We start from the raw sequence: 15740 nt of genomic DNA on the forward strand, positions 1-15740 counted from the left end.
AGGCCATCCTTAGCTTTGTTCATTCTAATGATGACCTTATCTTTAGTTTATGATTTTGGAATTGAGGATCGGCAATAAATCCGATTATGCTTTTTTCAAGAATGCAATGTAGGCACGGTAAGCTTCATACACGTCAGCCTTGGAAACCACTTCCCATGGCGCGTGCATATTCTGCACTGCAATCCCGGCGTCAATGACTTCCATGTTGTAGTTGGCCAAAATGTACGCGATGGTTCCGCCGCCGCCCTGATCAACACGTCCCAGCTCAGCAGTCTGGAACATCACGTTCTCTTCCTCCATAATCCGGCGCAGCTCAGCGATAAATTCCGGATTGGCATCGTTGCATCCACTCTTGCCGCGGGAGCCGGTATACTTGTTGAAAACAATCCCTTTTCCCAAAAACGCCGTATTTTTCATTTCATTCACGGATGGATAGTTCGGATCATAACCCGCGCTGACATCGCTGCTCAGCATCTTACTGTTTTGCAAAGCGCGGCGAACTTTTAATTCGCTGTAATCGCCCATCGCATTGAGAATTTCCGCAACGGTGTTCTCAAAGAAATGCGAATGCATGCCGCTGGCGCCATTGCTTCCCACTTCTTCTTTATCCACCAGCAGGCAGACGCTGGTACGCTGTGGATTTTCCATCGCGAACGTCGCTAATGCCGAAGTATATGCACAAACCCGGTCATCGTGTCCGTAGCCCAGAACCAGACTGCGGTCTAAGCCATAATCACGGGCTTTGCCGGCCGGAACAACTTCGATTTCAGCGGAAAGGAAATCATCCTCTTCAATGTTGTATTTTTCTTTTAACAGAGCCAAGATCGCTTTTTTAACCGGCTCTTTTTCTTCCTTGTCCGATTCAGCCGGAATGCTTCCAACCAAAACATTTAGATCTTCGCCTTCGACGACCTTTGCGCCGGTCTTCTGCATCTGATCCGCAGATAAGTGGACTAACAGATCACTGATGCCGACAACCGGATCGTTATCATCTTCCCCAATGTTCAAATCAATCCGCGTGCCATCTTTCTTAAAGACAACGCCATGCAGAGCCATCGGATGAGCAACCCACTGATATTTCTTAATTCCGCCATAATAATGGGTATCCAACAAGGTCAATCCCTGATCTTCATAAATCGGGTGCTGCTTCAGATCCAGGCGTGGAGAGTCAATATGCGCTCCAACGATATTCATGCCCGCTTCCAGCGGTTCACTGCCGATCACAAACAGCGCGATGTCCTTATCTTTGTTCACCGCATAAAACTTGTCGCCGGCCTGAATTTTTTCTTTCGCTGCCAGCACTGCATTCAGATCGCGGTAACCGTTTTCTTCCGCTAGTCGAACGGTTTCTTTCACGCATTCCCGTTCCGTCTTGCAGACCGAAATAAAATGCTTATACGCTTCATTGAAGGCAAATAACGCTTCACGTTCTGCCCCCTGCGTTTTACTCCATACTGTTTTCATCAAGTAAAATCCTCCTGTGTATTATTATAAACAAACTCTGGCAGGACACAAGCAGAAAACCTGTTTTTCTTTCATTGACATTTGTCAACATAATTGCTACGATATAGAAAAGAACAAACCAAGGAGCCTCAGCCTTCCAGCTAACGTTGATTGCTGAGTAAGGAGCAGGTGTGCCGATCAGTTAAGAAAGGGATAAACCGATGCAGCGAATTCATTTATATCAGTTGGGGCCGCGCGCCTATCAGCTGTCACGAAAGAAGGAAATCTTCAAACGGAACTTTCAAGACCGCCTTCATCATACTCAGTTTGCCGAAACTTACAGTGATTCCTTGCTTCCCCATGTAATCAACCGACATAATTCACTAATCCGCCGCAAGTTAGGTGATGTTGATCAGCAGCTGCAGGAAAACAAGGCTGTAAATCTGGCGCTGGCTGCCCCCAAACTCAATAAGATCCTGATTAGGCCTAACGAAACATTCTCATTCTGGCATTTGGTTGGCGAGTGTACATCGGAAAAAGGCTATCAGGAAGGTTTGACTATCTCCGGCAATCATCCGTCCAGCGGCATTGGCGGCGGGATGTGCCAAATGACCAATTTGATTCATTGGATGATTCTGCACAGTTCCTTGACAATCACGGAGCACCATCATCATGGTCGGTTTGATTTATTTCCAGATTTCGGGCGGCAGGTACCTTTCGGCATAGGAACCTCCATCGTTTACAATTACTTAGATTACCGTGTGACAAACAACACCTTGGATACCTTTCAGCTCATCATTACAACGGATGATCGTTATCTGCGCGGGGAACTGCGGGCGGATCATCCTCAGCCGCTGAAATTTCATGTCTATGAACAGGACAGCTGGTTTAGTTGGGAAGCAGACGGCGCTTACCGTCACAATATTGTACGTCTTAAGGCGATTAACAAAGACAGCGGTCTTGTTGCCTTTGATCGTGAGCTGATCACCAATCATGCCAAAGTGATGTATGATCCGCAGCTGATTGATCCCACGTTATTTCGATAAAGATTCATTTAAAAATTCTTGTTCAGACGATTTCCCTTGTCACTCACCCTTTTCACTATTTATTGTTAATGCAGACCGATTCTTTTCTTCCCTTTGACGGCTGCCATAACAATATCCGATCTTTCGCCGCTTTCAGATATGAATTAAGGCAGCTTTAAAGTCATCCGGACCTAATCTGGCTGCATTCCAGTGAACTTGAAAGCAATGAATTGCCGAGTTTACCTATATTCGATATTAAAACAAAAAGATGTGCGTTATTTGTCAAAACTTCCGCGCATCTTTTCATTAATTACAAAACTGCTTCTCAATTACTTTATAAATCCTCACTGCGCCGCAGCGCTTCGGCCTTGAACACTTGCATCTTCGCTTCCAGATCCGCACGCAAAGCACGCAAGTCATGCTTAACTAATTGTTTATGCTTGACCGTCTGAACGCCATTGACCCATACCGAATCCACATTGGACGCGTTAGCGCTGTAAACCAAAACGGAAAATGGATCATAGATCGGATACATATTGACCGATTGGGTTTCCACCAATACCAAATCCGCTTTCTTGCCTGGAGTCAAGGAACCGATCTGATTCTCTAAATTCAGTACGCGGGCACCGCCAAGGGTCGCCAGCGGCAGAATCTCTTTTGCCGGAAACAGCGACCGGTCATGATTGGCCGTTTTGTGCGCTTTGCCGATAAGCGGCAGCTGGGAAAACAGATCCAGCGTATTCCCGCTGGAAGCCCCGTCGCTCCCCAATCCCACCGGTATCCCCTGTTCTATCATCTTTTTTAATGGTGCAACACCCTTGCCGGCCTTCGTATTGGAACCAATACAATGCGCAATCCGACAGCCATGCTGAGCCATCAGTTTCAGATCATGATCATGGACATGAATGCAATGCGCGGCCACCAGATGCGTACTCAGCAAACCAATCGATTCCAGATATTCGATCGGCGTCTGATTTTTCTCTTTGCGGAACATTTCCATTTCATAATCCATCTCTGCCGCATGTAGGGAAAGCAGCACATCGTACCGCTCAGCAATAGCCTGCGCTTGTTTCAAAGCTTCGGCACTGTTGGTGTTGGTCGCATGCGGACCGATCGCCGGCGTGATCAAAGGATGGCGGTTTTTCCATTGGGCAATGAACTGTTCGCTGATCGCCAGTCCGCCGTACGGTTCGTTACTGTCGCAGTTGGCGAAATCCACAATCGTTTCCGCCAGAACCGCGCGCATGTTCATCTCTATCATCGCTTCGGCTAACGCATCCTCAAAATAATACATATCAAACACCGTCGTCACGCCGCCCAGCATCATTTCTGCCGCGGCATAACGAGCTGAAGCTTGAGCCAGCTCCCGTGTCATCGCTGCATTTTCGAGCGGAAACAAAAACCGCCGCAGCCGATCCGGACAATCATCTCCCAACGACCGGAAAGGAATCATGCCCAGATGACAATGCGTATTGACCATTCCCGGAAGAAGCAATCCCTGCTTTCCGTCGATCACTTCATCCACTTCCAGATCGAAGTCGTTCAAAGCCAGAATCGTATCATCCTCGATGACCAGACAACCTTGGGGATAAAGATGATTGGCTTCGTCAGTGGTGACCAACGTCACATTTTCAATCCGAGTTCTCATGCCTGTTCCTCAATAATCAAAGGGATAAATTCCAGCGTCTTGCCGATCAGCAAGCCCTTATCCGTCAATTTAATTTCCGGTGATACTGGTAAGGACAAGGTCGCAAAGGACATGACCGCATTATGATGAACATATCCCAGCTGTTCTTCCATCGCTGTCCGCACTGCTTCCACCTGCGATGCCAGCTGCGCCAGCGGCTGATCCGAAACAATGCCGCCGACGTTCAAAGAGGCACACGCCTGGATTTTTTCATTGACACAGACGCAATAACCCCCTTGAATCGCAAGCAGATGATTGGCAGCACACACCATATCCTGAACATTGGAGCCCATCACCATCAGATTATGATGATCATGCGCCCATGAGGAAGCGACCGCGCCCTGCTTATGAATTCCGCCTTGCGTAAAGGCCAGTGCGATATGACCGCCTTTGCCGTAACGTTCAATGCAGGCGATCAATGCCAGACCGCTGTCCTGCCACTGCACTACGCCATTCTTGACCGGCAGCTGCGTGCGGATCAGACGGGTAAACGTCGCCTGGGGATTAATTTCAATCCCATGCACTAAAACAGATTGTGTTTCAGAAGCGACCCGGATGACAAAATCCTCCGCCGTTAAAGGGCGATGCTGCAGTGAATGATAGAATTCCTGTGGAAAGGAAACCGGTTTTTCTGTCGCCGCAAAGCCGGTTTTCGGCTCGCTGACCAGAGCGCCGTTTTTATAAACCTGATGAACCTGCCAGTCCTCAAGGCTGTCCAGCAGGACAAAATCAGCCAGTTTTCCCGGGGCAATCACGCCGCGGTCATCCAGATGCATCCGCCGTGCAGAAGTGAAGGTGCTGCAGTAAATGGCTTTTTCCATCGGCAGACCGCATTTCACCGCAGAAAGCAGAACCTGATTGAGGTGTCCATGCAGAAAGTGATCCGGCATGACATCATCTGTCACAAGACTGAAATATTCGTAGAACTGATGATCCACCAAAGTGCGGATCGTATCCGGATTGATTGACTTGCCCTGCATTTCCAAAAACATGCCATTAGTAATTTTCTCGACGATGCTTTCCGGGGTTTGCTGCGTGTGATCGGCATTGACTCCGGAAGCGATAAACTTGGCCAGATCCGCACCGCTGATCTTCGGACAATGTCCTTCCAGCGGCAGAAGCGGCCGTTTTTTCCGGCACAGGGCGATGATCTGTTTGATCAATGTTTCGTCCTCACTGACCAGTTCCTTAAAGTTCATGACTTCTCCCAGGCAGCGGATCTGCGGATGATCCAATAGCTTTTCCACTTCTTCCAGCCCGATCACGCCGCCGGTGGTTTCGCAATCCGGATTTGTCGAGGGAACAGAGGAAGGAATGCCGTAAAAAATATCCATGACTGGTTCGCTGTCCATAAACGCCTCGATCCCCTTTAAGCCAAATACGTTGGCTATTTCATGCGGATCGGCGACCACCGTCGTCACTCCAAAGGACAGTGCCTGACGAGAGAATTCGGTCGGAATCGTCATCGAGCTTTCAACATGCATGTGAATATCGATGAGTCCGGGAAGCATCCAGCGGCCCTGAGCATCAATCTCCTGATCGACTTTCTGGCGCATTTCCTCCTCGGTTTCCTGCAGCTGCACGAACTGCTCGCCGCGGATCAGCACACTTTTTTCTTCAAAGGACTGCGTATAGCTGTTGTAAACACGGGCATTGCGAATTCTGATTGTATTCATAGGCGGTTTCTCCTTTCGTCTTAAATTTGAAACAGGGCAGGACCCGAACGGACCCTGCCTTGTCATTGTCCTTCCCATTTTTAGGAAAGCTTCATTTCAGTTAGTTGTTGATCGTACGGTTCCACTGGTCCGTCCATTGCGCCATCAGCGGATTAACAAACGAATAGTCAATCGATTTCGCCCGTTCCGCAACTTCGCCATAGGTCATGTTGGCGGCCTGTTCCGGTGTCAGTTCGACATTCTTGTTTACCGGGCCTTCGTTCAGCGTCACAGCTGTAACGGACTGCAGCTCCTGGGAAATCCGCCAGTTGATATACATATACGCTAAATCCTTGTTCTTGGAATTCTTGTTGATATCAATTGTATTGAAGTTCGCATAGGTGTAATCCGCAGGAACGACAAACTCTGTGCTTGGTGCAGCATTCTGGATCACTGGAACGCCGAAGTCGCCGACAACCGCAACCGCAATTTCACCAGCCGCAAACATATTGGCCAGATCGCTGGACTTGGAATAGGTTCTGACAATGTTCGGTTTCAGTTCATTCAGCGCTTCAAAAGCCGCAGCACCGTCATCGGATGTAATATCAACACCCTTGTAATCCGAAGCCAGATAGACCATGGCCGGGCCAAAGGTGGTGGACAGTTCCGGAATCGACAGCTTCCCCGCCAGCTCCGGTTTCCACAGATCCGACCAGCTTGTGATTTCAAAGCCGACTGCTTCCTTATCATAGATAATGCCGATGCTGTTGAGCGTATAGGCCGGGCCATATCCTTGGGCAACCGTGGCTTTCGCTCCGTCGATGATGTTTTCCAGATTTGGAATCTGTGTTGTGTCAATCTTTTCAAACAGGTCCGCAACATAGCCATTAGCGGCGGCTGCCTGAGACAGTTCAATGACATCAACCGTTGAATCCGGATTGGTGGACAGCTTGGTATAACGATTGGCCGTTGTGTCAGTTTCCAGAATTACCTTGCAGTTGCACAGTTCTTCAAACGGGCCGTACACATCTTCAACGAGCACGTCTTCACTTAAACCCCAGGTGGAAACGGTCAGCGTGCGCTGTCCTTCTGTCTTGCCATCCCCTGCCGGTTTGCTGGAACAGCCGCTCACAGCCGCAATCATGGCCAGAGCGCAGAGCGAAATCATCAGCTTTTTCATTTTCTTTCCTCCTTAAAATGTTCAGCTTGTTTTTCTATTTTAATTCTGAGAATGGAACTGCCGCTGAAATTTCCAGGGAAATTTCGTTCTCCCTGCGGCCGTTTCTCAGAAGCTAAAAACCTGTTTTCAAAATCAGCCGTCTTCCTGCCCGAATCAATACCAATCTGATTCTCAGACCAAAACAATCTTCGTGCTTGGCAGCATGATCCGCATCGTTTCACCGGCATTGACCAGGTTGCCGGAACCGTCGTTGACAACCAATCGGCCAATCGGCGTGCTCAGCTCATACTGATAACTTTTGCCCAAATAAGTGCGGACTTCGACTTTAGCCAAAATTGTATTGCTGCCCGTATCATTGGAGCTGACGATCTGAATATCGTCTGGACGGATCGTTCCCAGACATTCTTCCTGTCCGCCATCCTTCTCCACAGCAAAGACCGATCCATCTTCAGCCACATACGTCTGCGCTGCTTTTCTGCGCAGTTTGATGAAATTCTCAAAGCCAATAAACCGAGCAACAAATTCTGTTTTCGGCCGGGAATAAATTTCTTCCGGCGTCCCAAACTGCTCGATCACCCCGCCATTCATGACGGCGACTTTATCGGAAATCGAGAAGCATTCTTCCTGATCATGCGTAACGAACACCGTGGTGATCCCCAGCTTTTTCTGCAGCCGCTTGATTTCAACCCGCATGTTCAGACGCAGTTTGGCATCCAAATTGGACAAGGGTTCATCCAACAGCAGCAGGCGTGGTTCGATGACTAACGCACGGGCCAGAGCTACCCGCTGGCGCTGACCGCCGGAAAGCTGTTTCGGAAAACGCTGGGCATATTCTGTCAGATCGCAGACTTCAAGAATTTCCTTGATCTTACGGTCCATTTCATTTTTATCCATTTTGCGCAGCTTTAAGCCGAACGCCACGTTCTCATAAACACTCAGATGCGGAAACAGAGCATAGCTCTGAAAGACCAGTCCGAAATTCCGTTTATGCACCGGAACTTTTGTCATTTCCTCGGTATCGACAAGCAGCTGACCGCTGCTGGGAATGATGAACCCGGCGATGACCCGCAGTGTCGTTGTTTTCCCACACCCGGAAGGCCCCAGCAGAGAAACCAGTTCGCCTTCGCCGATCTCTAAATTCAGGCCCTTGAGGATCTGAGTTTTGCCGTCATAGCTGACGTTGATATCATTTAAGGTTACCTTTGACATGCTTTTCCTCCTACTTCGTCAGGGCCCCGATGCCCAGTGTCTTCTCAACTACAAACATGATAACGATCGTCGCCGCCATCAACAAGACGCTGACTGCCGATACGGTCGGATCATAGAAATATTCAATGTAATTCATCAAGGCGGTCGGCAATGTCCGCACACCTGGACCGCTCAGGAACATTGAAACCGGAATGTTGTTGAAAGAATTGATAAATGCCAGCATAAACGCTGCAACAATGCCCGAAGAAATATTCGGCAGCACAACTTTGAAGAAAGCCTTGACCTTTCCGCAGCCCAGCGTCCAGGCCATTTCCTCAATCGAGAAATCAAACTGCTCCAAAGCTGAGCCGACAACTCGAATGACATACGGCAAAACGACCAGAAAGTGGCCGATCAAAAGTCCCTGCATGACAGGCAGCTTCATCTTCAGTACGATGAACTGATACAGCGAATAACCGACAACGATTCCCGGAATGATCGTCGGTGAGAGAAAGAAGCTCTTTAGCAGCTTTTTTCCTTTAACACTGTTGCGGCTGAGCGCATAAGCTGCCGGCACACCGACTAACAGCGCGATCAACGTGGCAACAATCGCCAGCATGAAGCTGAGCTGAAATCCGCTGAGAAAGGATTTCGTCGCAAAGACGTTGGCAAACCATTTCAGCGTGAAACCGGAGATCGGAAAACTGATCGTCGGCGCCGTGTTGAATGCCGTTACGGCAATGATCGCCAGCGGCAGAAACAGAAAGCCGAAGACAAGACAGGCATAGAATGTCAGAAATTTATTTTTACGCATCAGTTTTCACCCCGCTTATCCAAACGATCGGCAACAAAATTCAGCCCCTTCATGACAATCAGCGTCGTGACGATCATGACTAACGCAACCACGCTGGCGCCGGTCCAGTCGTTGAGCGTCATGGCCCGCTGATAGATCAGTGTCGACAGCAGCATATTTTTCGGCCCGCCCAATAACTGCGGCGTCGTATACGCTGTCATAGCGCCGGTGAAGACTAGCACTGAACCAGTGATGATACCGGGAATCGACATCGGCAGAATCACCTTGACAAAGGAAAGCAGCCGGCTGGCACCTAAACTTTCCGCCGCTTCCATCATATCGTTGTCGATATTCTCCATGACCCCGACCAGCGTGATGATCATCAAAGGCAGAAACAGATAAATCGTTCCGATCAGAACCGAGAATTCAGTGTACAGCATCGACAGCGGCTGATCTACTACATGCAGAGCAGTCAGAATCTGATTGACGATTCCGTTCTTGCCCAGGATGTTGATCCAGGCAAACGCCCGGATCACGGAGTTGGTCAGCATCGGAAACAACGCAATGGACATCAGAATCCCACGCCATTTTTTAGAAACACGGGAGATAAAATACGCCGTCGGAATTCCCAGGATCATGCAGACCAGCGTGCAGATCAAGGCGATCCGCAGGGTCCGGACAAAGATTTTGATGTAATACGGATCCTGGAAAAAGGAAAGATAGCGGCTTAGCGTCACCGCACCGCCTTCCCATACGGTCGGCAGCAGCACCGCCAGAAGCGGAAGGATCAGCACGACCACAAGCAGGATCGTGATCGGCGCGATCAGCAGGATTGTTGACTGTTTTTTCATGAGTTCCCCTTCCTGATTTCAAATAAAAAACTTCTATCGGTCCGATAGAAGTCACAGGCAAAAATTACCCCTGGAGTTCTATCGTAGTCCAATATATAGCCATTGGGTAGAAACTCTTCACGCTGTTCCCTGTGAAGATATACGATAAGACTCAATGATTATAGCATAGAAATGTTTTTTGCAAAGTTGAAAATTAACTTTCATTTGTTTTTTTTCGTTCTTTCAGCAAGAAAACGCCTTCATTGAGCGGGATTACCGTATTTTTCCACATTAATAGTTTGGAATTTCTCCCCTCTCTCATTCTTGTTTTCTGCTTCTTTTTCGATGTAAGACAGGCAGATGCCTGCCTTGAAGCTTTTCTTACGGATCAATCACCGTCGGAGTGCGTCCGATGCCGACGACTTCCGCCGCAATTCTTTTCCACGTATTGCATCCGGCAATGCCATCGGCGCCTAAGCCGTTGTCGCGCTGATATTGAATCAGCGCTGTTCGGGTTGCGTTGCCGAATTTTCCATCCAGCCAGCGCGTGGAATACCCTAAAGCATTCAGCGCATCCTGCAGCACCAGGGTATAGCAGCCGACGGCACCCTCGCGCAGTGTCGGGAAGCCGGATGTGCCGCCGCAGGCACCGCGTGCATAACGGCGGTCGAAATGAACCCAGGTCGGCGTCATGGACAGAGGTTCGACATATCCCCACACGCCGAGGTTGTTCGCTGTCCGCCAGATCTGATTGCGCTGGGATTGGGACAGCCGCTGCCCAACGTCAAAGGATACGCCGACATAATGCTGTGACTGCAGACCGTGACCGCCTTCCCAAATTCGCTTAAACGCATAGCCGACTGGAATCGCCGCTCCATACGTCCGGCGGGTTGCGTTCCAGGCTTCCATCGCGGTCGTCGTGGTCCAGAAAACCGTAGACCGGCTGGAACCGCGAAATTCCCTGACCAATAAGGTTCGGCCATAAGAATACGGCATCGGATCACTTTCCTCTCGCCACTCGACATAAATCTGATTGGTATCCGGATCATAAATCAGTATTTTCGCCATTGATCTCACCTCCTCATTCATGTCTATGCAGGAAAAGAAAAACGGCGTGGATAAACGCCGGATTTCTGAATTAAGAAATTAAAAAACAAATAAATCAGTTCGATGACCTCACTTGAAATCCATTCCGTTCACAAACTCAGGATTTAAACAAGTCCGTTCTTGTGAAAACAGCGCTGAGCTGCTTCATGAGCTCCGCTGACAATTCCATCGACGGAGTAAATCGAAAAACGATGACCCGGTTTTCTGAAAGCAGATAGACGCTACTCCGCCGCTGCTCACTGGTATCCAAATAAGCTCGGTCACAATTCCATTGACCGGCATCCAACATTTCCAATCCGGGTCGCTGATCAAGATAAGAATTAGCTTGATTTGCCTGAAACTGGGCTTGGTTAATGATCATTCCCATCTCCCGCAGATAGCCTAAGAGAGGATCGCTTTCTTCCTGAAATTCAATCACTGTCAAATCCCAATTTATCCATTGATCCGTTTCTGCCAAATGGCCGCTGAGAATGCATTGATAGCGCTGATCGCCGCGAGCATCCTGCCAGCGATCTTTTTTTTCCACCGTTTCCTCAGCCACGTAATGATTCGGAAAATGGATCACTTGCGGCAGCTCCGGCTTTACATCATGATGGGAATACCAAAACATAACGCCGCCAAGGCTAATCATAATAAGAGCCCAGAGATTCTGTCTTCGATTATGTGCCCACAATGTTTCTAACTGATTATACGTCCACCCTTTCCGGGACAAATATTCATAAAATGGATGCCGCATTGAATCCCCCTTCGCACCGCTCTTGTTGTCTTTAATTATACATTAAAAGCTGCTAAAAACAGGTCAATTTTTCGAATCAAGTTCCGAACTGACTGAACCTTATTCTTTTTTTCCAATTATTGCCAGCGCTTAAACGAGGATGATCTTTGTTATACTACCCTTGTTATTGAAATTCAGGCTTCCTTTTTTCTGTCACCCTGCAGCGTAAAAGTAGAAAATGAAGTTCTCCTTCCTTGTTATTACAATACATTCATAAGGAGTAACCATTATGAATGAAATTATCAAATCTGATTATATTCATCTGCACTGTTCGCTCACGACCAAAGAATCCCTGTTTCAAGCAGCCAGTCAATGGGCGGCAGAAGCACAAATTATAGAAAATGCTGAAATCTTTCTCCACGGATTATGGGATCGCGAAGCTGAATTTTCCACCGGTGTCGGCGATGGAATCGCTATTCCTCATTGTCGATTGGAAGCCATTCGCCGGCCTTCTGTCTTCTTTGCCCATCTGGAGCAGCCGATCTGTTGGAGTCCTGATGAACAAGTTGATTTGGTTCTCGTCTTGGCTGTTCCCCTATCCAATGCTGAGAATACTCACATTAAATTATTATCCCAGCTTGCGCGCAAATTGATCGATGAAACTTTTGTCGGCCAGCTTCGCTCGCTTGACAAAGTAAGCGACATCTGTACTTTATTCAACGATATTCAGCTGTAATGCAAGGAGGTGAGCTCCATGCTGAACGGAAAAATGTTTCAGCTGATCAAGCTGCTGAACCAACAGCACCATCCGCTGACCAGCGGTATGCTGGCTCAGCAGCTCAAACTGTCTCCCCGCACCTGTAAACGTTACATCGCCGAACTGATCCCGCGGATGGAAAAGCACGGCGCCTGTATCCTTTCTGATAAGACTGGCTACCATCTGGAAGTCCGCGATGCCCTTCTTTTTGAGGCTTTTCTGCGGGAAAAAACAAAAGTTTTTGAATTCTCTGAAAACAGTGGTGAGCTGCAATTCGAGATTTTAAAAAACCTGTTAGTTCATTCAACTTTATCTCAGAACGAAATGATTGATCAACTTTATATCTCTCGCTCAACACTCAACAAATTAATGATTGAAGTAAAAGCAACGCTGAAGGAGAACGGAATTCAGTTAGCCAATCGACCTTATTATGGGTATTACATTGCAGGAAACGAAATTGACATTCGCAATTTTATGGTAAAAACGCTGTTTGTTACAGCCTCCTTTCTCTCTGCAGAACCTGAATTATTAGCAAGCATGCCGTTTTCGCTCAGTCAGTCAACAAGTCAAATCTGTCAAATACTGAAGGAAGAAGGTATTCCTCCTGAAGAAGATCTTGTGCATTACTGTCTCAAATATTTAATGGTGAGTCTGTGCCGAATTCACAACGGTGCGCTGATCCATCTTTCTATTCCGCACTTAAGCGAAACTCTTCAGCCAACAGTTCAGCGTGCCGCTTCTGCGATTCTGAACCTTTTTTGCGATCAAGTCCTCATCCGTGATGAAGAACGCTTATACTTTGCCTCAATTATCGGCAATCGCACTCAAGCCCTTCAGTCAGAGGTCTTGGATTCTGCAGTTTGGCTGAAAGAGTTGGTAGAGGATATGCTGAATAATATTTTGAATCTCTGCAAGGTCGATTTCCGTAGTGATGAAACCTTAAAAAAAGCGTTGATGACCCATTTATACGCCTCGTTTTCCCGCTATTATCTGAAAGCAACTTTACCCAATCCGCTGATTTCATTGATCAAATCTCAGTATGTTGAAGCTTATAATTATTCTTTAATTGGCTGTGAAATGCTGAAAGAGAAGCATCAGCTGGCAATCAATGACGATGATCTTGGCTACATTGCTCTGCATTTTGCAGCAGCCTTAGAAAAAGAGCGGCCGACAATTTTATGCCGGACAATTATTGTCTGCGGCAGTGGAATGGGGACTTCTGAACTCATTCGGCTGCGCTTAAGCCGGAATATCCCACAATTAGCTATCCAGGCCGTGCTTGCCTCCTATGAGCTGCTTGATACTCCAACTCTGAGCGCTGATTTCATTATCACAACCGTTCCGCTGTCCATGACGGAAATTCAGCTTCCGGCAGTTCTGATCAGTCCAATGGTCACAGCCAGCGATATTCAAAAAGTCGAATTTATGATTAACAATTATACATCCCTGCAATATTTGCGTTCTTTATTTCGCAGTGAATTGTTTTTCCCGGATATTCCTGGAAATAACAAAGATGAAGCCTTGAATCACTTAACAGATTCTATGGTGATGACCGGATTGATCAGCGAAGCCTTTGCCACCGCCATCAAAGAACGGGAAGCCATGTCTTCAACTGAGATCACAGAAAAAGTTGCGATTCCGCATTGTTTTCTGTCAGTTCCGATTGACACCATGCTAGCAGTGGGTATATTAAAAGAACCTGTGGCTTGGGGGACTGCTCATGTTCAGTTAGTTTTTGTAGGAATCATTAATCCTGCAGTTAAGAAGAATAAATGTGTGTTTCCCATGATTTACCGCTTAATCCAAGACTCCGATAAGGTTCAGCGATTAATTCAACAAACACAGGCTGATGATTTCCTGCGCATTTTATTTGAAAGTATTGAAACAGAACTCTAAACTTAAAAATCGATCATCCATTATCCGCTGCAAGCTTTCGATAGAATCGAAAATAAAAAACGATCGAGACCGAGCTGTAAATTCAGTAAAAGTCTTAAACAGACACATAAACGAAATCCTAGAAAAGACTGTATGATTCTGATTGATAGAAAGATCTTCAATTCCACTTTGAATCCCAGTCTTTTTCTCTGCCATGACCTGGATATCCTGAAAAAAAACATAAGCACTGCCGTATCTGATTTCAGCACTTATGTTTAGTTTCTTAATTTTTTTATATTTACTTTTTACCTGAAGACTCATTGTTCATGGCTTCAAGAACATGAAAAGCGTCTGCAAAACTCCCTCCGTTCCATACTTCAATCATTCCGATTCAATTAAAGCTTCTCCGTATATTGATGCGTTTGGAAATAAGGCTTTTCGTTTTGGGCAATTGGCAGCGTTAGATCGACATCCTTTGCTTGCGCCAAACACCAGCTCAGCACTTGAAAGACACAAGGAAATTCCAAGGCTGGAAACTCCGATTGAGGCGTCCAAGCCAGATCGGTCTCATCCACCGGATTGGCGCCAATCAGAAAACCATTGCCGAATTCACATTTCACAAATCGAGCCAGACCTCGGGCACGCTCCGTTTCCCGACCGCCGTCATTCATCACCAACACACAGAGCTGGGGATGAAAACCTAAAGTCGGTCCATGCATTCCTTCTTCCAATTCATAGCCTATGGCCATTGTCTTCCCGATTTCAATCAATTTCAGTGCCCCTTCCAAGGCAACACCCCATAAACCATCAATTCCATATACAGCAAACATGGATGAGCCTAAAAGCTGATTTTGATTGTTTTTAAACCAAGTCTTTGTTTTTTCTTCGATTTCCGGCCAGCTTGCCAAAGCTGCCTCCATCTGACCGATCCACTTTTCTTCTTGTTCCGGCGTAACTGTTCCTTTTTTCAAGCCGATTTCCACTGCGATCAAAAGCTGAATCAGAATTCCCGAAACATAACCCACTGTCCGCATCTTATACTCTTCATCGGCACACATCATGTCCACATGAACACCGCATTCTTGTGACATGTACTGCTGAGGATTCTGTGTTACAGCGACATTCAGCAAACCTTGCTGCTGAGCAAACTGGAGTGCTTTCCGGGTCGTCACCGAAGTCCCGGATTGGGAAGGAAAAATTGTCAGTGCTTTAGGATTACGAACTGTGCGATCATACAGATATTCATTCGGAGTCATAACGCTGACCTTCAATCGCGTGATTTGTTCTATCCATCCTTTAGCACTCATCACGGAATTAAAAGAACTTCCAGAACCTACATAAACAAGTTCATTGATGGTTTCCAATTGATCTTTGAGGTAATCCAGCAAAGGCTGCAGATTTTGCTTGCGGGTTTTGATTAATAAGCGTCCTTTTTCCGGAACGCGTTCAATCCATTGTATTAATGGAAGCATTGTCTTCTATTCC

The 15740-nt window shown here is 47.2% G+C and carries 13 protein-coding genes; 3 read left to right on the top strand and 10 right to left on the bottom strand.

The window, feature by feature from the left end; genetic code table 11:
* Positions 1-84 precede the first annotated feature (84 nt).
* The gene (locus BN162_RS08620; RefSeq protein ID WP_020224689.1) at positions 85-1464 is read right to left on the bottom strand and encodes an aminopeptidase; all 1380 of its coding nucleotides are present in this window, start codon (positions 1462-1464) and stop codon (positions 85-87) included.
* 200 nt (positions 1465-1664) lie between these two features.
* Between BN162_RS08620 and BN162_RS08625 the strand changes: the two genes are divergently transcribed.
* Complete coding sequence (locus BN162_RS08625; protein WP_020224690.1) at positions 1665-2489, top strand: VanW family protein; 825 nt, start codon at positions 1665-1667, stop codon at positions 2487-2489.
* Between the two features lie 313 nt (positions 2490-2802).
* Here BN162_RS08625 and BN162_RS08630 read toward each other — a convergent pair whose 3' ends face one another.
* The 8 genes from BN162_RS08630 to BN162_RS08665 all read right to left on the bottom strand — a co-directional run bounded on the left by BN162_RS08630 (position 2803) and on the right by BN162_RS08665 (position 11644).
* A complete protein-coding gene (locus tag BN162_RS08630) occupies positions 2803-4116 on the bottom strand; it encodes an amidohydrolase (RefSeq protein WP_020224691.1) in 1314 nt (437 codons plus the stop codon).
* Complete coding sequence (locus BN162_RS08635) at positions 4113-5831, bottom strand: adenine deaminase C-terminal domain-containing protein (RefSeq protein WP_020224692.1); 1719 nt, start codon at positions 5829-5831, stop codon at positions 4113-4115. Before BN162_RS08635 ends, BN162_RS08630 begins: the two co-directional genes overlap by 4 nt.
* A 100-nt stretch (positions 5832-5931) precedes the next feature.
* Entirely contained in the window at positions 5932-6990 is a 1059-nt protein-coding gene (locus tag BN162_RS08640) for an ABC transporter substrate-binding protein (protein ID WP_020224693.1), read from the bottom strand.
* Positions 6991-7161: 171 nt separating this feature from the next.
* The gene (locus BN162_RS08645; protein ID WP_020224694.1) at positions 7162-8199 is read right to left on the bottom strand and encodes an ABC transporter ATP-binding protein; all 1038 of its coding nucleotides are present in this window, start codon (positions 8197-8199) and stop codon (positions 7162-7164) included.
* A gap of 10 nt (positions 8200-8209) precedes the next feature.
* Positions 8210-8992 carry an ABC transporter permease gene (locus BN162_RS08650; protein ID WP_020224695.1) on the bottom strand — a complete coding sequence of 261 codons (783 nt, stop codon included), beginning with the start codon at positions 8990-8992 and terminating at the stop codon, positions 8210-8212.
* Positions 8992-9822, bottom strand: coding sequence for an ABC transporter permease (locus BN162_RS08655; RefSeq protein WP_020224696.1), 831 nt, complete (start codon positions 9820-9822; stop codon positions 8992-8994). Before BN162_RS08655 ends, BN162_RS08650 begins: the two co-directional genes overlap by 1 nt.
* A gap of 360 nt (positions 9823-10182) precedes the next feature.
* Positions 10183-10869 carry a peptidoglycan-binding domain-containing protein gene (locus BN162_RS08660; RefSeq protein ID WP_020224697.1) on the bottom strand — a complete coding sequence of 229 codons (687 nt, stop codon included), beginning with the start codon at positions 10867-10869 and terminating at the stop codon, positions 10183-10185.
* 136 nt (positions 10870-11005) lie between these two features.
* Positions 11006-11644 carry a hypothetical protein gene (locus BN162_RS08665; protein ID WP_020224698.1) on the bottom strand — a complete coding sequence of 213 codons (639 nt, stop codon included), beginning with the start codon at positions 11642-11644 and terminating at the stop codon, positions 11006-11008.
* Positions 11645-11912: 268 nt separating this feature from the next.
* Here BN162_RS08665 and BN162_RS08670 point away from each other — a divergent pair, with 268 nt between their 5' ends.
* Positions 11913-12359 carry a PTS sugar transporter subunit IIA gene (locus BN162_RS08670; RefSeq protein WP_020224699.1) on the top strand — a complete coding sequence of 149 codons (447 nt, stop codon included), beginning with the start codon at positions 11913-11915 and terminating at the stop codon, positions 12357-12359.
* Between the two features lie 18 nt (positions 12360-12377).
* Entirely contained in the window at positions 12378-14276 is a 1899-nt protein-coding gene (locus BN162_RS08675) for a BglG family transcription antiterminator (RefSeq protein WP_020224700.1), read from the top strand.
* A gap of 374 nt (positions 14277-14650) precedes the next feature.
* Here the strand turns inward: BN162_RS08675 and BN162_RS08685 are convergent, their stop codons facing one another.
* Entirely contained in the window at positions 14651-15727 is a 1077-nt protein-coding gene (locus BN162_RS08685) for an SIS domain-containing protein (RefSeq protein WP_020224702.1), read from the bottom strand.
* Between the last annotated feature and the right edge of the window lie 13 nt (positions 15728-15740).

The sequence above is a fragment of the Holdemania massiliensis AP2 genome (assembly GCF_000327285.1).
Lineage (GTDB): Bacteria > Bacillota_I > Bacilli_A > Erysipelotrichales > Erysipelotrichaceae > Holdemania > Holdemania massiliensis.